This is a genomic window from Actinomadura rugatobispora, from assembly GCF_042656285.1.
Classification (GTDB): Bacteria; Actinomycetota; Actinomycetes; order Streptosporangiales; family Streptosporangiaceae; genus Spirillospora; species Spirillospora rugatobispora.
In genome coordinates this window covers 47,805-65,004 of record NZ_JBHSON010000048.1, presented here as the reverse complement: position 1 = coordinate 65,004, position 17,200 = coordinate 47,805, and the positions used below count along the sequence as shown (strand labels likewise).

The 17,200-nt window shown below is 74.6% G+C and carries 14 protein-coding genes, 1 other RNA gene and 1 pseudogene; 5 read left to right on the top strand and 11 right to left on the bottom strand.

Translation table 11 applies throughout. From position 1 onward, the window contains the following. The first annotated feature begins 115 nt into the window (after positions 1–115). On the top strand, positions 116–2,416 hold the full coding sequence (locus tag ACFPZN_RS30820; RefSeq protein ID WP_378285768.1) for a hypothetical protein: 2,301 nt from the start codon (positions 116–118) through the stop codon (positions 2,414–2,416). Positions 2,417–2,509: 93 nt separating this feature from the next. After that, positions 2,510–4,879: a SulP family inorganic anion transporter gene (locus ACFPZN_RS30815; protein WP_378285767.1), complete on the top strand. Its 2,370-nt coding sequence runs from the start codon at positions 2,510–2,512 to the stop codon at positions 4,877–4,879. A 49-nt stretch (positions 4,880–4,928) separates the two neighbouring features. On the opposite strand, the gene ACFPZN_RS30810 is transcribed toward ACFPZN_RS30815, so the two are convergent. Further along, on the bottom strand, positions 4,929–5,117 hold the full coding sequence (locus ACFPZN_RS30810) for a hypothetical protein (RefSeq protein WP_378285766.1): 189 nt from the start codon (positions 5,115–5,117) through the stop codon (positions 4,929–4,931). Positions 5,118–5,358: 241 nt separating this feature from the next. Between ACFPZN_RS30810 and ACFPZN_RS30805 the strand changes: the two genes are divergently transcribed. After that, a complete protein-coding gene (locus ACFPZN_RS30805) occupies positions 5,359–5,916 on the top strand; it encodes an N-acetylmuramoyl-L-alanine amidase (protein WP_378285765.1) in 558 nt (185 codons plus the stop codon). Here ACFPZN_RS30805 and ACFPZN_RS30800 read toward each other — a convergent pair. From ACFPZN_RS30800 to ACFPZN_RS30780, 5 genes and pseudogenes are all read right to left on the bottom strand, one after another. Next, on the bottom strand, positions 5,874–6,854 hold the full coding sequence (locus ACFPZN_RS30800; protein ID WP_378285764.1) for an NAD-dependent epimerase/dehydratase family protein: 981 nt from the start codon (positions 6,852–6,854) through the stop codon (positions 5,874–5,876). The genes ACFPZN_RS30805 and ACFPZN_RS30800 overlap by 43 nt on opposite strands. 158 nt (positions 6,855–7,012) lie before the next feature. Then, an RNA gene (gene rnpB, locus ACFPZN_RS30795) (RNase P RNA component class A) lies at positions 7,013–7,394 on the bottom strand. Positions 7,395–7,486: 92 nt separating this feature from the next. Continuing rightward, complete coding sequence (locus tag ACFPZN_RS30790; RefSeq protein ID WP_378285763.1) at positions 7,487–8,602, bottom strand: bifunctional RNase H/acid phosphatase; 1,116 nt, start codon at positions 8,600–8,602, stop codon at positions 7,487–7,489. Then, complete coding sequence (locus ACFPZN_RS30785) at positions 8,599–9,342, bottom strand: zinc ribbon domain-containing protein (protein WP_378285761.1); 744 nt, start codon at positions 9,340–9,342, stop codon at positions 8,599–8,601. Before ACFPZN_RS30785 ends, ACFPZN_RS30790 begins: the two co-directional genes overlap by 4 nt. Before the next feature lie 173 nt (positions 9,343–9,515). After that, a pseudogene (locus ACFPZN_RS30780) lies at positions 9,516–10,307 on the bottom strand (Nif3-like dinuclear metal center hexameric protein); the annotation flags it as partial. A 292-nt stretch (positions 10,308–10,599) separates the two neighbouring features. On the opposite strand from ACFPZN_RS30780, the gene ACFPZN_RS30775 reads away from it, so the two are divergent. Both ACFPZN_RS30775 and ACFPZN_RS30770 read left to right on the top strand, forming a co-directional pair. Then, a complete protein-coding gene (locus ACFPZN_RS30775) occupies positions 10,600–10,923 on the top strand; it encodes a DUF6191 domain-containing protein (protein ID WP_378285760.1) in 324 nt (107 codons plus the stop codon). Positions 10,924–10,990: 67 nt separating this feature from the next. After that, entirely contained in the window at positions 10,991–11,389 is a 399-nt protein-coding gene (locus ACFPZN_RS30770; RefSeq protein ID WP_378285759.1) for a hypothetical protein, read from the top strand. Here ACFPZN_RS30770 and ACFPZN_RS30765 read toward each other — a convergent pair. Genes ACFPZN_RS30765 through ACFPZN_RS30745 form a run of 5 tightly spaced genes read right to left on the bottom strand, consistent with a single transcriptional unit; the run spans position 11,373 to position 17,197 of the window. Then, positions 11,373–12,353, bottom strand: coding sequence for a hypothetical protein (locus tag ACFPZN_RS30765; RefSeq protein ID WP_378285758.1), 981 nt, complete (start codon positions 12,351–12,353; stop codon positions 11,373–11,375). The genes ACFPZN_RS30770 and ACFPZN_RS30765 overlap by 17 nt on opposite strands. Before the next feature lie 8 nt (positions 12,354–12,361). Beyond that, positions 12,362–14,299: a class I SAM-dependent methyltransferase gene (locus tag ACFPZN_RS30760; RefSeq protein ID WP_378285757.1), complete on the bottom strand. Its 1,938-nt coding sequence runs from the start codon at positions 14,297–14,299 to the stop codon at positions 12,362–12,364. After that, entirely contained in the window at positions 14,296–15,549 is a 1,254-nt protein-coding gene (locus ACFPZN_RS30755; protein WP_378285756.1) for a glycosyltransferase, read from the bottom strand. The genes ACFPZN_RS30760 and ACFPZN_RS30755 overlap by 4 nt, the downstream gene beginning before the upstream one ends. Then, a complete protein-coding gene (locus ACFPZN_RS30750; protein WP_378285754.1) occupies positions 15,546–16,472 on the bottom strand; it encodes an alpha/beta fold hydrolase in 927 nt (308 codons plus the stop codon). The genes ACFPZN_RS30755 and ACFPZN_RS30750 overlap by 4 nt, the downstream gene beginning before the upstream one ends. Next, a complete protein-coding gene (locus ACFPZN_RS30745; protein ID WP_378285753.1) occupies positions 16,460–17,197 on the bottom strand; it encodes an alpha/beta fold hydrolase in 738 nt (245 codons plus the stop codon). The genes ACFPZN_RS30750 and ACFPZN_RS30745 overlap by 13 nt, the downstream gene beginning before the upstream one ends. Between the last annotated feature and the right edge of the window lie 3 nt (positions 17,198–17,200).

Here is a 17,200-nt window from a genome sequence, read left to right as displayed (position 1 = left end):
TAGCGGTCGGCCAGACTCGGTGTAGAACCGCCGAGGCCCGGCCGCTGGCGATAATCGGGACGATCCCGGGGGCCGCTCTGGCGACTCTCGCCGGACCAAGGCATTGGGTGGTGGCATGACGTATTTCGTGGTCTTCGGCCTCAGCGTGGTCGTGGTGCTGGTGGTCGTCCTGGTTGCCCTGGGCCTGCGGGCCAGCAGGGCGGGACGCGACGACGACGATGACTGGATGGCCGACGACAGGCCGGCTCCCCGTGGCCACCGCTCCGCCCCGCCGGACGAGATGGCCGACGACGGCTACGGCCCCGGGTACGACGCCGGGTACGACAACACCGGTTATGACAACGGCTACGAGGCCGGCGGCTACGAGGGCGACGGCTACGCCCCCGGGCAGGGCCAGCCACCCGGGCCAGGCCACCCCGGGCCCGGCCAGCCCGAGCCCGAGTACGACCGGCGCGTCGCCGGCGGCCCGCTCGCCGCTCCCACCCCCGCCCCGGCCCCCGCGCCACCCGCTCCCGGTGGCCAGGCCAGCGACGAGATGGAAGACGACGACTACTGGGCCACCATCACCTTCGACAAGCCCAAGTTCCCCTGGCAGCACGACAAGCACGCGGACGAGGCCGTCGACCCGGCCGCCGACCCGCTGAACGCGCGCGCCGACGAGCCGATGCCCGGGGAGCCGATGCCGGGTGAGCCCGTCCACGAGCACCCGATGCACGCGCAGGGCGACCCGATGGGGATCCACCGCAACGAGCCGCCCATGCCGTCCGCTCCCGAGCCGATGCTGACCCAGCCCGTCTCGCTGGGCGCCGACGCGCCCGGTTCGCGCGGCGCGGTAGGCGCGCTCGGCGGCCCCGGCGTGCTGGGCGGCCCCGCCGACCGTCCGGGCGGGCAGCACGCCGCTCCCGGCGGGCCCGGCATCCCCGGCGGCCTGGCCGCCGCGTCCGGCCCGTCCGGCGGCGACTACGGCCCGCCCGGTGGTGAGTACGGCCCGCCCGGTGGCGACTACGGCGCGACCGGCCCGCAGTCCGCGCCCCCGCAGCAGCAGCCCGCGTTCCCGCAGTCCCCGTCGTACGGGGGCGACCCCGGGCTCGGCGGCGGACCATACGGCGGCGACCCCGGCGCCACCGCGGGTGACCCGATGAACGCCGACCCGCTCGGCCAGTCCATGGGCACCGGCCCGCAGGGGCCGTTCGGCGGCTCCGACTACCGGGCTCCGGACTACGGCTCCTCCGACCCGTCGTCGACGTCGTCGTTCGGGTCGGGCTCCGGCCTCGACCAGCCCTCCTACGGGGGGCCCGAGCCGTCCTACGGCGGGTCCGACCCGTCCTACGGCGGGTCCGAGCCCTCCTACGGCGGGTCCGAGCCCTCCTACGGGGGGTCCGACCTGTCCTCGTACCGGCCCTCCTCGCCGCCGCCCGACGCCGGCGACCCGCTGGGCGGCCGTCCGGTCGCCGCGGGCCCGCCGCCCGGATCGTCCCGGCCCGACGCGTTCGACCGGCCGCTGCCGCCCCCGCCGGGCGCCGGCGACCCGCGCGTGTCCGACCCGCTCGGGCTGCCGCTCGGCTCGCACTCCGAGCCGCCGCGCCCGGCCGAGCCGCCCGCGCCCGCCGCTCCCCCCGCACCCGCCGCTCCCGCGGCCCCGGGCGGCGGCTACGGCGGCGCACCCGGCGGCTCTCCGGCCGACACCGACGGCCACAAGCTGCCGACCGTGGACGAGCTGCTGCAGCGCATCCAGCACGACCGGCAGCGCACATCCGGCCCGGCCCCGGGTTCCGGCCTGCCCGACAGCGGCGGCTCGTACGGCGGATCCCTCAACGACCCGCTGAACGACCCGCTGGGCTCCGGCACCTCGCCGTCCTCCTCGTACGGGCCGAGCGGCTCCACCGGGCCCTGGTCGTCCCCGGGCACCGGCTCCGACCCGGCCGGGACGCAGAACCTGTCGGGGCTGCCGTCCGGGTCCGGCGCGGGTTACGGCGGCTCCGGCCAGGGCGAGGGCTACCCCACGTCCCCGGCGTACGGCGACTCCTCGCGCTACGACGACCCGCTGGGCACCGGCCGCGACTCCTACGGCTCGTTCGGCGGCGACACGGGCTCGGGCAGCGAGGCCGGACGCTACGGCGACTTCAGCGGCAGCAGCTACAACGGCACCACCGAGCCCGAATCCGGCGGTGCGGGCTCCGGCTACGGCGACCCCAACGCCACGCAGGCCTACGACCCCAACGCCACCCAGGCGTACGGGGGCGGCTACTTCGGCTCGCAGGGGGGCGGCTACCAGGGCTCGCCGTCCGACACGGGCGGGGGCCCGTACGGGTCCAACCCGGCCAACCCCGCCAACCCCGGCAACTCCGGCTACCCCGGTTCCGACCAGAACCGGCAGCAGGACGACTGGGAGAGCCACCGCGACTACCGCCGCTGACCGGCGACGAGGCGGGGCCCACCGACACCGGTGGGCCCCGCCTCGTTTTGCGTCGGCGGAATGTCGGTGCCTCATGATTGCCTACGCCGTGTGATGATAAAGACACTGAGCGTATCCGTTCTGCGTTGGGATCTCCCCGCCTCGCTGGTGGTCTTCCTGGTCGCGATCCCGCTCTCCCTCGGCATCGCGGTCGCCTCCAACGCCCCGATCGCCGCGGGACTGATCGCCGCGATCGTCGGCGGCATCGTGGCCGGGCTGGCCGGCGGCGCCCCCTTGCAGGTCAGCGGGCCCGCCGCCGGGCTCACCGTGATCGTCGCCGAGCTGGTCCAGGCGTACGGCTGGCGCGCCACCTGCATGATCACGATGCTGGGCGGGCTGCTCCAGCTCGCGCTGGGCGCCTGCCGGGTGGCCCGTACCGCGCTGGCGGTGTCACCGGCGATCGTGCACGGCATGCTGGCCGGGGTCGGCGTGGTCATGGTGCTGGCGCAGCTGCACGTCGTCCTGGGCGGCAGCCCGCAGCACTCGGCGATCAGCAACCTGCGCGAACTGCCCGGCCAGCTGGTCGCCCACCACTCCCAGGCGACGCTGCTCGGCCTGCTGACCATCGCCGTCCTGCTGCTCTGGTCGCGCCTGCCGAAGGGGAGGTTCTCGGCCGCCCGCTGGATCCCCGGCCCGCTCCCCGCGATCGCCGTGGCCACGCTGACCGCCTGGCTGCTGTCCTGGGACGCGCCGCGCGTCGAGCTGCCCGGCTCGCTGCTGTCCGGATGGCACGCCCCCGCCCTGCCGCACGGCCCGCCGCCCGAGATCGTCGGCGCGGTCGTCGCGATCGCGCTGGTGGCCGCCGTGGAGTCGCTGCTGTGCAGCGTGGCGATCGACCGGCGGCGCCCCGCCGGCGTCCCGCGCGCCGACCTCGACCGCGAGCTGGTCGGCCAGGGCGCGGCCAACACCCTCTCGGGCCTGCTCGGCGGCCTGCCGATCGCGGGCGTGATCGTCCGCAGCACGGCCAACGTCGAGGCCGGCGCCCGCACCCGCGCGTCCACCGTGCTGCACGGGCTCTGGATCCTGGTGCTGGCCCTGTCCTGCGGCCCCGTCATCGAGCAGGTCCCGCTGGCGGCCCTGGCGGCCCTGCTGGTCGCGCTGGGCGTCAAGATGATCGACACCGCCCGGGTCCGCGACCTGCGCCACCACCGCGAGGCCCCCGCCTACTTCGTCACCCTGGGCGGCGTGGTGCTGCTGGGGCTGGGCGAGGGCGTGCTCCTGGGGCTGGCCGTCATGGGCATCCTGGCCCTGCGCCGCCTGACACGCCTGACCGTACGCGTGGAAGAGGCCGCGCCGCCCCCCGGAACCCTCGCCCCCCTTCCCCGCCCCTCACCCCCCGCCGGCGACACCCCGGCGGCCGCCCAGCCCGCGGGGCTCGCGCAAGGATCCGCCGGTGACACGTCGGCGGGGGGCCGGCCTGGGCGATGGCACGTGGTCGTGGAGGGCACACTCACCTTTCTCGGGGTGCCCAAGGTGACGGCCGTGCTGCAGCGGATCCCGCCGGGGACCGCGGTCGACCTGGACCTGAACGTGGACTTCATGGACCACGCCGCGTTCGATGCCATCCACGAGTGGCGTCGAGCACATGAGCGGCTTGGAGGTGGGGTCGATATCGACGAGATCCATGAGAGTTGGTATGAAAGAGCGGTGACTGGTGATATGTCGCCGCCGCGTAAATCGTCCCCGCCTGCCCGCTGGTGGGCTCCCTGGGCGAACAGGCGCCGGCGGACCGAAGGCCCCGAGCTGGACGCTCCCGAGGTCTCGCCGAGCGCCCTGCTGCTGGCGGGCGTCCGCGAGTACCAGGGCCGTACCGCGCCGCTGGTGCGGCCGATCATGGCCGAGCTGGCGTTCGAGCAGAAGCCCGAGCATCTGTTCATCACCTGCGTCGACTCGCGGGTGGTGCCCAACATCATCACCGCGAGCGGCCCCGGCGACCTGTTCATCAACCGCAACGTCGGCAACATGATCCCGCGGTACGGCTCCCGCACACCCGACGACTCGGTCGCCGCGACGGTCGAGTACGCCACCGAGGTCCTGGGGATCCGCACCATCACCGTGTGCGGCCACTCCAACTGCGGCGCGATGGCCGCGCTGCTGGCGGGGGGCTCCGAGGTCGATCACCTGACGAGCCTGTCCCGCTGGCTGAAGCACGGCAACCACAGCCTGGCCCGCTTCCTCGCCTCCGAGCCCCGCGGCGACGAGCCGCCGCTCGCCCGCCTGTGCCAGGTCAACGTGATGCAGCAGCTCGACAACCTGCTCACCTACCCCTGGCTCCGCAACCGGGTGGAGGCCGGCGATCTCGAACTGGTGGGCCTCTACCTCGACCTCGAGACCGCCAACGTGCACATCCTCGACCCCGCCGCGGAGGCCTTCGTCCCCGTTCCGGACGAGGCCCCCGACGACGACGCCCGTACGCTCACCTGAGCCCGCCGGTCCCGTTCACGGGCCGTCGCCGGTGACGGCCCGTGCCCGCTCAGCGCCCGACGAGCTGGTCGTCGTTCCCGCGCACGTACATTCCCGTGATGCGGCGCGCCCGCCGCGCGCGCCCCGTCGAGGCCGGGAGGAACAAGGCGTCCCCCCGGCTCGCCCTCGCGAACTCCACCAGATACACCAGTGACGCCAGCAAGCCGATGAGTGCGACCGCTGTCATGATGATGAACATCGGTGCTCCTCTCCGCGGGGCCGGTCCCAGCGCCCCGCCGTCACCGCCGATCTCCCCAAGTCGATCAGCTCTACTTGGAAGGTAAGCGGACTCGGGGACTCCGTTTGTGTCGCATGACACCGAACACGGAGAGAGACCGAAAATTTCACGATTCCCCCCAAAGAGTGGTTCCTTGGACAGCGATCACCCGCCGCTCCTCACCACCCGTGACCTCGGCCCCGGGCTGTGATCTCATGACGGAATGGTGATCGAGGAGCGGCCGGTCGGCTGGTGGCGGGCGCTGCCGGAGCGTTCCGCGGCGGAGGTGACCGCCGTGGTGCTGCACGCGACCGAGACGCCCGACCTGGCGGCGGCCCGGGAACTGGCGGAGCACGGGCCCCGCGTGTGCGGGCATCTCTATATCGATCGGGACGGGAGCGTCCAGCGGTTCGTCCCGTTGGACCGGGTGGCCGCGCATGTGCGCGGCCACAACACGCCGTCGATCGGGATCGAGCTCGTCAATCGGGGCCGCTTTCCGCGGCATTTCGATTCCCGGTCCCAGGTGCCGGAAGAGGAGTTCGGCGCGGCGCAGATCGAGGCGTTGAAGAACGTCCTGCGGGGGCTGCTCGAAGAATTCTCAGGATTGCGGGAGCTGGTGCGGCACAGCGATCTCGATCGGGAGATGGTGCCCGCCACCGACGACGGGCGCCGTCTCGTCCGGCGCCGGATCGACCCGGGCCCGCTGTTCCCGTGGGCCGAGGTCAAGGCGTTCTGGGATCAGAGCAGGGACGCCTCGACCTCCGGGTCCAGGCCCACCTGAGGACGGTCGGGCCGCTGCGGCGGCACTCCCCCGATGCTCCGCAGCCACGCCCACGTGTCGGCGACGGTCTCCGCGACCGGACGGCATTTCAAGCCCGCCGCGAGCGCCTTCGAGACATCGGCCTGGTGCATCATTCCGTGCATTTCACCCGGGGGAAGCCAGATCGGCAGGTCCTGCCAGGGCTCGACACCCGCCCGGAGAATGCGCTCGGGGTCGGTCCACCGCAGTTCCGCGTCCGAGCCGGTGATTTCCACGCACGTTTCGAGCAGTTCCCGCATGGTCGTGAAACCGGGCGGGCTGACGACGTTGTACGGGCCGCCGAGCCCGGCGACGGCGGCGTCCAGGCTCCACCCGGCCATGTCCCGCGCGTCGATGTACTGCAGCCCGAGGTCGCGCGGCCCGGGGGCGAGCACGGGGCCGCCCCGAGCGATCCGCCGCAGCCACCAGGGGAGGCGGCCGATGTTCTCGTACGGTCCCAGCACCAGGCCCGCCCTGACCAGCAGCGCGCGGTCCCCGAAGGCGTCCACGGCGGCGATCTCCGCGCCGCGCTTGATGGTGGCGTACGCGCCGTCGTCGGCGCCGTCGGGCGACCCCTCGACCAGGGGCGCGCTCTCGTCGGCGCCCGCCTCGGCCGGGAAGGCGTACACCGAGCGGGTCGACACGTACACGTAGCGGCCCGCCCTGCCGGCCAGCGCCCTGGCGGCGTCGCGGACGGCGACCGGGGCCCATGACCAGGTGTCGACGACGACGTCCCATGTGCCCCGCTCGATCGCGGCGAGCCCCCCGGCGGCGCGGCGGTCGCCGCGCAGCGCGGTCACCCCGCCGGGGGCGGCGTGCGTGCCGCGGTTGAGGACGCTGACGTCCCAGCCCCGCGCGAGCCCCTCCTCGACGTAGGCCCGCCCGGCGAACTCGGTCCCTCCCAAGATCAGCAGCCTCATGCCGCCACTCTGCCCGGTGCGGCCCGCCGCCGGAACCCCTTCACGCCTCCAGCGAACGGAATCGCCCGAAGGCGGTGTCGACGGCGGCCGCGAGCCGTTCCGGGTCGCCGCCCGCGATGGCGTGGAGCGTGACCAGCGCCGGGCAGAGAGGGGGGCGGCGGACGAGTCGGCCTGTAGGCCGGGTTTTGTTCCCGCCTTGCGGCGGGCGACGGCCATCCATCTCGGGCCGCTGTTGCCAGCGGCCTCCAGCGGTCTACCCGCAGGCTCGGGCGGGCCGCCCTCGGACGCCTGCGCGGGGCGCCTGGCGGCGCCCCTTCTTGACCTTGCTCCGGGTGGGGTTTACCTGGCCGCCCACGTCACCGTGGGCGCCGGTGAGCTCTTACCTCACCGTTTCACCCTTACCACCGAGCGGTGGCGGTTTGTTTTCTGTGGCACTGTCCCGCGGGTCGCCCCGGGTCGGCGTTACCGACCACCCTGCCCTGTGGAGCCCGGACCTTCCTCGGCGGGGCATCGCCCCGACGCGGCCGTCCGGCCGGCTCGTCCGCCGTCCGTCCAGATTACCGGGGATCATGGGAGGCGCGCGAACGCGGGCCGGACGGGCCCGCGGACGCGCGCCGGGCGTCCGGAACCGGTCAGAGAAGGTGGTGGGCGTCGTTGAACGAGCGCAGCGTCGCCGGTCCGTCGTCGTACCAGTCGATCACCGAGAGCGAGGCCACGTCCAGCCGCATCCGGTAGAGGGAGGCCATCGGCGCGCCGAGCGCCTCCTTCACCAGCAGCTTGATCGGGGTCACGTGCGAGACCACCACGACGGTCTGGTCGCGGTAGCGGACCTTGACCTTGTCGAGGGCGGTGCGGACGCGGCGGGCGACGTGGGTGAAGCTCTCCCCGCCGGGCGGGGCGACGTTCGGGTCGGCGAGCCAGGCCTTGAGCTCGGCGGGCGAACGCCGCTCCGCCTCGGCGAAGGTGAGGCCCTCCCACTCGCCGAAGTCGGTCTCGCGGAAGCCGTCCTCGACGCGGACGGCGGCGCCGGTGGCGGCGGCGACCTCGGCGGCGGTGGCGCGGCAGCGGACGAGCGGCGAGGTGACGATCGCGTCGACGCCGCGGTCCTTGAGGGCGCGGGCCGCCGCGCGGGCCTGCGCCAGGCCGTTGTCGGTCAGCGGCACGTCCCCGGTGCCCGCGAACCGCTTCTCGATCGACAGCGGGGTCTCGCCGTGCCGCAGCAGCAGCGTGGTGGTGGCCGTTCCGGTGGCGGACGACCACACCCGGGCCTGGCCGGAGCCCTCGTCCTCCGGCTCGTCCTGCCCGGGGTCCTCCCGGCGGCTCCACGTCTCGCCGCGGGCGGCGGCGTCCATGGCCTCGTTGGCGAGCCGGTCGGCGTGCGCGTTGCGGTCGCGCGGCACCCAGGTGTAGGTGACCGAGCCCAGGCCGGAGGCCAGCTCGCGGGCCTCCAGGGCCAGCGGGACCATGTCCGGGTGCTTGATCTTCCAGCGGCCGGACATCTGCTCGACGACCAGCTTGGAGTCCATCCGCACCTCGGCGCGGGCGGACGGGTCGACGCCGGCGGCGGCGCGCAGCCCGGCGATCAGGCCGCGGTACTCGGCCACGTTGTTGGTGGCGTGCCCGATGGACTCGGCGACCTCGGCCAGCACCTCGCCGGTGAGGGCGTCGCGGACCAGCGCGCCGTACCCGGCGGGCCCCGGGTTGCCCCGGGAGCCGCCGTCGGCCTCGACGACGAGCCTGCGGCTCACAGGCCCGACTCTGGGGTGCGGACGAGGATGCGGCGGCACTCCTCGCAGCGGATCACCTCGTCCTGCGCGGCGGTGCGGATCCGGTTGATGTCGACGGTGTTGAGGGCCAGGTGGCAGCCCTGGCAGGCGCCCCGGTAGAGCTTGGCGGCGCCGACGCCGCCGAACTGGCCGCGCAGCTTCCCGTACAGCGTCAGCAGGTCCTCGGGGACGTCCTTGGCGACCGCGGCGCGGGCCGCGGTGGTGCTCCCGGCCTCCTCGTCGATCTCCTTCTGCGCGGTGTCGCGGCGCTGGGCGAGGGTGTCGCGCTCGGCCTGGGCCCCGGTGCGCTCGGTGCGCAGCCCGGTGACCCGGCCCTCGGCCTCCTCCCGGCGCTCCATGATCTCCAGCACGACCTCCTCCAGGTCGGACTGGCGGCGCTGGAGGGAGGCGATCTCGGTCTGCAGGCCGCTGAGGTCCTTGGCCGAGGTCACCTGGCCGGAGTCGAGCCGCTTCTGGTCGCGCTCCGCCCGGGCCCGGACCTGGTCGACGTCCTGCTCGGCCTTCTTCTGCTCCCGGTCGAGGTCCCCGACCTCGGTCTCGGCCGCGACGATGGCGTCGCGCAACTCGGTCAGCCGGCCCTCCAGCCGGTCGACCTCGGCCAGCTCGGGCAGCGTCCGGCGGCGGTGCGCCAGCCGGTCCAGCGTGCTGTCGAGCTCCTGCAGGTCGATCAGGCGAAGCTGGGCTTGCGGTGCGGCTTTCACTTTGCTCCTTCGCTGACTCCGGGCGCAGCCCCGGGTGTCCGGGGGTCCACCCCCGGAGTGGTGGTGAGTTCGGGCGCGGCCCCTGGGGTCTGGGGGCCCGCGCCCAGCGGGACGCCGGCCGCGGGCTCGGCTCCGGAGGGCCGGGCGTCCGGCACCGGAGAGGCGCCGTGCAGGCGCCACGCGTCGGTGACGATCGTGGACACCCGGGTCTCCGGCCCGCCCGCCCAGGCCTCGGTGAGGCGCCGCTCGGCGTCGGCCAGCCAGGGCCATTCGGTGGCCCAGTGCGCGGCGTCGACCAGCGCGGGGCCGTCGTGCTCGGCGAACTCCGACGCCGGATGGTGCCGCAGGTCGGCGGTGAGGTAGACGTCCACCCCGGCGGCGCGCGCGGCGTCCAGCAGCGAGTCGCCCGCGCCGCCGCAGACCGCGACGGTGCGGACGGTGCGCGCCGGGTCGCCGGCCGGCCGCACCCCCCAGGCCGTGGCGGGCAGCCCGGCCGCCGCGCGCGCCGTGAAGTCGCTCAGCGGCATCGGCTCGGGCAGCTCCCCGATCCGGCCGAGGCCGCGGCGCGGGTCGTCGGCGTCGGGCGCCAGCGGGCGCAATGGCCCGGTCACCCCGACCGCCCGGGCCAGGGCGTCGGAGACCCCGGGATCGGCCACGTCGGCGTTGGTGTGGGCGGTGTAGAGCGCCACCCCGTTCCGGATCATCCGGTGGACGAGCCGCCCCTTGGGTGTGGTGGCGGCGACGCTGGTGACCCCGCGCAGCAGCAGCGGATGGTGGGTGATGACCAGATCCGCGCCCCACTCCAGGGCCTCGTCCGCCACCGCCGCGACCGGGTCGACGGCGAACAGCACGCGGCCGACCTCCTGGCCGGGGTCGCCGCAGACGAGCCCGACGGCGTCCCACCGCTCGGCCCACGACGGGGGATAGAGCTCCTCCAGGACCTCGATGACATGGGATAGGCGCACGTCCCGCAGGCTACCGGCTCGGACCGCTCCAGCCGAGTCGCCCACGTGGGTCGGAACGGCGCGCCGCGCGGTTTCCCGGGCGCCCGGGCGGTGAGGACGGATATCGGGCGCCACCGGCTATCGTGTGGGTTCTCCCCGGGACCCGGGCGATCCTCGGAATCCCGTGGAGGGGAGGCTTCGCCTGCTCTCCCGTCCGCCGCCACCAGAGGGCGGGATAAATTCGGAGACTCATCGCGTTGGAGTTCCTGTGAGGTCACCCTTCCGTCGCCGCAAGCGCGTCAAGGGCCGTGCCATGGGCACGGCGAAGCCGGCCGCCGAGCCGGAGATCGTCGACTGGCCCCAGGAGGGCACCGGCAAGACGTCCCTGATGGGCGCGATCCGCGGGGACGGCGAGACCGGCGCCGGCTTCGGCGGCGGCATGTTCGAGGACCTGGCGTCCGCGTTCGAGGGCTCCAAGAAGGTCAAGATGGAGGAGCAGGAGGCGCAGAAGACGCGCCGCCAGGACGACCATGAACAGGCCGGCGACACCGCCGCCCGCGACGACCTGCAGTCCGGCAAGATCCGCATCCGGCGGTCCCCTGCGCCCGGCCGGCCCGAGCCCGGACAGGCCCAGTAGCGCCCGGTAAGGAACGTCTGTCCATGTCGCATCGAACGAATGTTCGATCCTGGGTTATCGTGACGGTGTGAGCACGTACGTCCCGCCCGGCTGGCCGTCGCAGGTCCACCCTCCGGGCACCGAGCGCTTCGAGGACACCGCGCTGGCCTGGCTGCTCGAACTCGTGCCGCCCGAGTACCGCCGGTACGGGGTGCTGCGGCGCTACCCGATCGCGCTGGCCAGGATGGCCCGGCACCATGTGAACTCCTCCGTGGAGGCGGCGCGGGAGGGCTTCCGCACGGCCCGGGTCGATCTCGGCGACCTCGTCCCGCCGCACGGGATCGAGGCCGTGCTCGACACCTACCGCCGCGAGGGCGGGCGGCTGGTCGCGCTGCTCCAGGGGATCGAGCTGGTCGAGACGGCCCTGCGCGGGCTGGCCCGGCCCGACGATCCCGACTACCGCCGCCCCTTCACACCGAAGCTCTGACCGGCTCAGCGGCGCTCCCCTCCTCGTGGTCCGCGTGTCCGTGGTCCGCGCGTCCCGCCGGGACGGTGGTGAGGAAGCGGGGCGGGCGGCGGGTCGAGCCCGCGAGGCCCGCCTTCACGTTCTTCCGCACGCGGCGGACGGCGGTGACGGGCACCAGCGCCACGGCGCACCGGCCGACGACCATGCCCCCCAGTGCCCCGGCCTCGCGCGCCGTGTCCAGGGCACGGTCGAGGGACGGTTCTCCCCGCGCGTGCCCGCGGTCCAGGAGGGCGCCGAACGCCTCCAGATCGCGGCCCCTGAGCGCGGCGGCGGCCGTTTCCACGAGGAGTGGATGGCAGCGCGCCTCCGGGGGTTCTTCGTTGGCGCCGGTCTCGATGATGAGGAAGCGCAGGCCCTCCCCTGCCAGATCGCAGGGGATCTGCTCCACACCGTGGTCGCCCCTCAGGAGCAGGGCGTGCCCTGAGCGGGCGCGCAGGCCCGTCAGGTAGGCGGGGTCGCCGTCGGGTACGGACGGCGGGGACGGGGCCTGATGCCCGTTGATGTCCTGGAGGGCCTGGGACACGGCGCAGAAGGTCTCGGCCCCCTGGAGAAGGCCGGTCTGCGCGGGCAGCTCGCGGTTCACCACCATCTGGGCCGCCGGTACGTCGTGGGCCTCCAGGGCCCTGAGCGCTGGGACCGCCCACGCGGGCGGCTCGCCTTCCGTATGGCGGTCGGCGTGGTGGTTCATGGAGTAGAGGTCGAGCGGGCCTTCTCCTACGGCGACGATCGCGCCCCAGGGAACGGCCACGGTCAGGCTGCGTTCCCCAGGGCCGGGCCCTTGAGGGCCGGGGCCGCTGCTCAGGAGGGTGAGCGCGCCGGGCGCATGCCGCACGCTGCCTGGCGGCCTCCCGAAGATCCGCTCGAACACGTACGCGGTGATCCTGATGTCCGGGGCGGCCGGTTCGGCGACGGCCCGGGTTTCCATGGTGCTGATCAGCCTTCGTCCTTTCGCGCCAGTAGGCGGTAGGCGTTGCTCGTCCCCGGAATCAGTGGAAGCAGCAGCCGCTCCAGCAGCACGGCCAGGGCCAGCAGTGGCCCGGCGCAGGCCAGCCCGGCCACGCGCAGCGCGCGCTTGGCGAGACGGGTGATGCGGTGGCCTCCCCCTGGCGGGGCCCAGGGACGGGACGGGTCCGGGGCGAGCGCCGTGAGCGCGGTCAGCACCGAGAACGCCAGGTCGTGAGGCTGCCTCGCGCCACGCCGCTCTCGGGCCACCACGTGCATGCCGCGCGCGGCCAGGGCCCGTTCCAGGTTTCCGATCGGGATCATGTGCAGGTGCTGGGGTTGCAGCCAGGAGCCCCAGCGGCGGCCCAGCAGCCGGGCGGTACGGCATTCGGGGTCGGGCAGCTCGATCAGCAGGTGCCCGCCCGGCCCGAGGACCTTCACGGCGGCGTCCAGCTCGCCGAACGGGTCGGGCGTGTGCTCCAGGTAGTGGTGCATGCTGACGATGTCGTAGCGCCCGGCGAGGTCGTCCACCAGGTCGGGGAAGCAGCCCCGGAAGGCGCGCCGCAGCCAGCCCCGCCGCGCGCCCTCGTCCACGCCCGCTCCCAGGTCGAGACCGTCGAACTCGGTCTCGGGGAGGACCTGCCTCGCGGTACGGCAGAAATGGCCGTGCCCTGTTCCCACGTCCAGCCACGTACGCGGGCCCAGGTGCACGGCGGCCAGTTCCGCGCGCGCTTGGTAGGCGGGCCCCTGCATGGCGAAGAGCCGCTCGCTGGCCGCCGCTCCCAGGCCGCCGTACGCGTCCCGGTAGTAGAACTCCAGGCCCGCCTGGTTGAGCCGCGGGTTCTGGAAGATGTGGCCGCATTCGGCGCAGCGGTCGAGGGTGAAGCGTCCCGGCTTGGCCTGGACCACGTCCCGGCTCGTCACATGCTCTTCCAGCGACCACGACCCGCACCACGGGCAGTCGTCCCTGCGAGGGTCGAAGAAGCGCTCGATCCCCTCGGTCAGGTCGTCCCGGTAGTGGGCGCGGGCTTGGGTCTCGCCCTCCACCCGGTCCCACTCCCATGCGGTCACGGGTGCGCGCAGGGTCTGCCACCAGCTCCAGGGCGTCTGCACCAGGCGCAGCAACGCCGACCGGTGCAGATCGCGCGGCGCCAGCGCCGTCTTGGCGAAGACCACGTACGGGACGAGGCAGTAGGCCGCGACGGCGAGCATCCCCCAGGCGATGTCGGCGGCCAGGGCGAGCCACACCATGGCGTAGCCGAGCGCCGATCCGCCCAGGATGCCCCACGGCGAGACGCCGAGACCGCGCAACCAGGCCCTCCGTGCGGCGCAGGCGGGCGCGCGCGGGGTGGTGTGCCCCGCAACGACCGCCAGGTCCGCCGCGAAGCCCTTCCCCTGGCGGCGCGGCTGCGCGCACTGCCGCAGCCGTGCGGTGGCGGCCCCGTACTCACCCGGCTCCAGCGGACCGGGCGGGAGTCCTGCGCGTTCCAGCACATCGCCTGCCACGACCGTGGCGAACCCTACGCCGCACCCCACGGCGAGGGGGTCGTCCCGGTACTTCCTGGGGTCGAAGCCACGGGCGAAGTCCAGGGCCCTCTGCACGGGCAGATCCGAGGGAATCAGGTCGAGGACCTGAAGCTCGCGTGCCCGCGCATGAGCGAACGCGGCCCTCCTCGCCTGGCCGCTCAGCACGGCCTTCTCCGCGGTGAGCATCTCGTACGGCCCGTACGGCCCCTCCGCCCCGCGCCCACCGGCCGCCCAGCGCAACGGCTCGTACCGTCCGGCCGGGGCGACTCTGCGCAGGCAGATGATCCGCCTGCGCAGGCGCACCGCGTTCAGCAGCACCCCCGAGCCGACCGCCAGGGGCAGCAAGGCCCTGGGCGCGCCCGTGACGGCCGCGGCGGTGGCGGCGGCCGCGTCCAGGATCACGCCAGCTTCTCCAGGCGGTCGGCCGCGTGCGCGGCGCCACCGGCCGCCGCGAACGACTCGGCGACCCGGGCCGCCGCCTCCCGGTAGGCGGCGTTCTCCAGCACCGAGCCCAGCGCGGCCCGCAGCTCGCCCGGCCCGACCCGGCCGTACCGCACGGTGATGCCCGCGCCCGCGCCCACCACCTGCCGCGCCACAACCGGCTGGTCCGCCCGGATCGGCGCGACCACCAGCGGCAGGCCCTGCGCCAGCGTCTCGCAGACGGTGTTGTGCCCGCCGTGCGAGACCACCGCCGACATCCGCTTCAGCAGCGACAGCTGCGGGACGTGCTCGCGCACCAGCACGTTCGGCGGCGGGTCGGGCAGCGTCGCGGGCGGCGCCACGAACACCGCGCGCACGTCCAGGCTCCGCACCGCCTCGGCGGCGACCCGGAAGAACCGCTCCCCGGCCGGCCCGTCGATGGTGCCCAGCGAGACCAGCACCGCCGGACGGCCGCCGCCCTCGTCCAGCCACTGCCACGGGAAGTCGCCCGCCGCCGGACGGCGCAGCGCGGGCCCGACGAACGCGAAGTGCCCGGGGAAGAACGAGACGTCCCCGATCAGCGCGCCCGTGGTGAACGCCAGCACCAGATGGTCGGAGAAGCGCAGGTCCAGCAGGTCATCGATGCCGTGGTCGAGCTGGAACTCCCCGATCAGGTCCCGGACCCACTCCTCCACCAGCGGCATGCCCGCCAGCGGCCGGGTGAACTCGGCCGACGTCGTGGCCGAGGTGGCCCACGGCAGGCCGCGCCGCCGGGCCGCGACCGGGGCCGCCAGCACCTGCTGGTCGCCGATCACCACGTCCGGGTGGAACCGCTTGATCGCGTTCTCCACCCCGGGCATCATCGCGTGCCCCAGCGGGACGATGAACTCCTCCCACAGGAACCGCAGCGCCGCCGGGCCGCGCAGGCCGAGCCACTCCCGGCGGGCCTCCTCCAGGCGGGCCGCGAACGCCTCGTCCTCCGCGGTGAAGATCATCGAGCCGCGGCGCAGCAGCGGTTCGAGGAAGGCCCGCTGGCCCACCCAGGCGACCTTGTGGCCGCGCCGGACCAGCTCCGCGCCCACCGCCACGGTGGGGTTGACGTGGCCGGTCAGCGGCGGGACCGCGAACAGGAAGCGCCGCCGCGCCCCGCCCTCCCCGGCCGCGGCCGGGGGCCGGGCCACCGAGCCGTCCTCGCCCAGCAGCGAGGGCACCTTCACCCTGCGCCCGCTCACCAGACCGCACCCCCGCTCAGGACGGCCGCCCGGAGGACACCGGAACCGGCGAAACCGGAACGCGTGGACGCAGTGCGGGCGCCGGAACGTGCAAGCCCGCGATGGGCGCCGGCGGGGCTCCTCGTACCCGCATGGTCGGACAGCCAGGGCAACATGACCTCCAGAAGCTCGGCGGTGCCTTCGCTCAGCACGCTGTGCGCGTGGCCCGCCAGGGTGTGCAACGTGCAGTCGGGTACGGAGGCCAGCAGCAGCCGACCGGCCTCGCCCACATCGGAGTGCTCCCCGTACACCGCGAGCACCGGGCAGGACAGCGCGGCGAGCGCACCCGGCGGGACCGGTTCCACGGCTGCCAGGTCCTCCAGCAGGCTGGTGCCGTTGACCAGCGCGTCCGCGGTGGCGGCCTGCCGCCCGTGCCGCCGCCAGCCGATCGACAGCAGCTGGTCGGCGAGCCGTTCGTGCTCCAGCACCAGCGCCGACCTGCCGAGGGTGTTGAGCATGGACTCGGTCCACTCGGCGGGGCGCTCGGACGGCCCGTACGCCTCGACCAGCACCAGCCCGGCGACGCGCCCGGGCCGGGCCAGCGCCGCGTTGAGCGCGATCACGCCGCCGAAGCTGTTGGCGACCAGGTGCACCGGGCGCCGCTCCCCGAGGGCGTCGAGCACGGCGAACAGGTCGGCGACCGCGTCCGCCATCCCGTACCCGGTCGGGGTGCGCCCGGACCGCCCGTGCCCGCGCAGGTCGTACAGGACGGTCCTCGCCCCGGACTCGGCGACCGGGGCGGCCAGCGTGTAGTAGAAGCTCGACAGGTTGTCCATGACCAGGCCGTGGACGAACACCACGACCGGCGCGCCACGCCCGGCCGGGCCGGCGGGGTCGAGCGTCTGGACGTGGAAGCGGTTCCCGCGCGCGATCAGTTCAGGCATGGGCTGGGCTCCTCGGCCAGGAAGGCTTCGAGCAGCGGCCCCAGCCGGTGCCGCGCGGTGAGGTGCAGGTCGTGACCACCCGGCAGGACGTGGCAGCGGGCCGCGGGCAGTGCCTGGCCGACCAGGTCGCAGGCCGCGCGGAACGGCGAGTCCTCGCCCGCGACGGCCAGTACCGGCACGCCCTCCAGGGCGCCCAGATCGGCGGCCGTCACGGCCGGTTCGGCGGCCAGATCGGCCAGTACGCTCGTCTGCTCCAGCAGGGCGCGCACGCCGCTGCGCCGTCCCGGCTCGCGCGCGAGCAGGGCCGGGGCCGGGACGCCGCCGCACGCCCCGGCGAACGGCGGGTCGATCAGCGCCAGCCGGGTCACCCGGCCCGGGTGGGCCCGCGCGAACCGCACGGCGACCGCCGCGCCGTAGCTGTGCCCGGCGAGCGCGAACGGCGGCAGGCCGGCGGTCAGCGCCGCCAGGTCGGCGGCCAGGGTCGCGGTGTCGTAGCCGGTCGGGGTGCGCTCGCTGAGCCCGTGCCCCCGCATGTCGGGAAGCCGCACGGGGCGGGTGCGGGCGAGCGCGGGGGCGACCGTGAAGAACCAGGACGCGGCGCTGCCGGTGAACAGCCCGTGCAGCATCACCAGCGGCTCGGCCGTCCGCGGGCCGGCTCCGGGCCGTCCCGCACCCAGGTCCACGACGTGGAAACGCACGCCCCGCGCGTGCACGAAGGGGGCCAACGG

Coding starts and splice junctions, on each gene's coding strand:
- ACFPZN_RS30820 (WP_378285768.1), top strand. CDS start 116: ATGACGTATTTCGTGGTCTTCGGCCTCAGCGTGGTCGTGGTGCTGGTG.
- ACFPZN_RS30815 (WP_378285767.1), top strand. CDS start 2,510: ATGATAAAGACACTGAGCGTATCCGTTCTGCGTTGGGATCTCCCCGCC.
- ACFPZN_RS30810 (WP_378285766.1), bottom strand. CDS start 5,117: ATGTTCATCATCATGACAGCGGTCGCACTCATCGGCTTGCTGGCGTCA.
- ACFPZN_RS30805 (WP_378285765.1), top strand. CDS start 5,359: ATGGTGATCGAGGAGCGGCCGGTCGGCTGGTGGCGGGCGCTGCCGGAG.
- ACFPZN_RS30800 (WP_378285764.1), bottom strand. CDS start 6,854: ATGAGGCTGCTGATCTTGGGAGGGACCGAGTTCGCCGGGCGGGCCTAC.
- ACFPZN_RS30775 (WP_378285760.1), top strand. CDS start 10,600: ATGGGCACGGCGAAGCCGGCCGCCGAGCCGGAGATCGTCGACTGGCCC.
- ACFPZN_RS30765 (WP_378285758.1), bottom strand. CDS start 12,353: ATGGAAACCCGGGCCGTCGCCGAACCGGCCGCCCCGGACATCAGGATC.
- ACFPZN_RS30750 (WP_378285754.1), bottom strand. CDS start 16,472: ATGCCTGAACTGATCGCGCGCGGGAACCGCTTCCACGTCCAGACGCTC.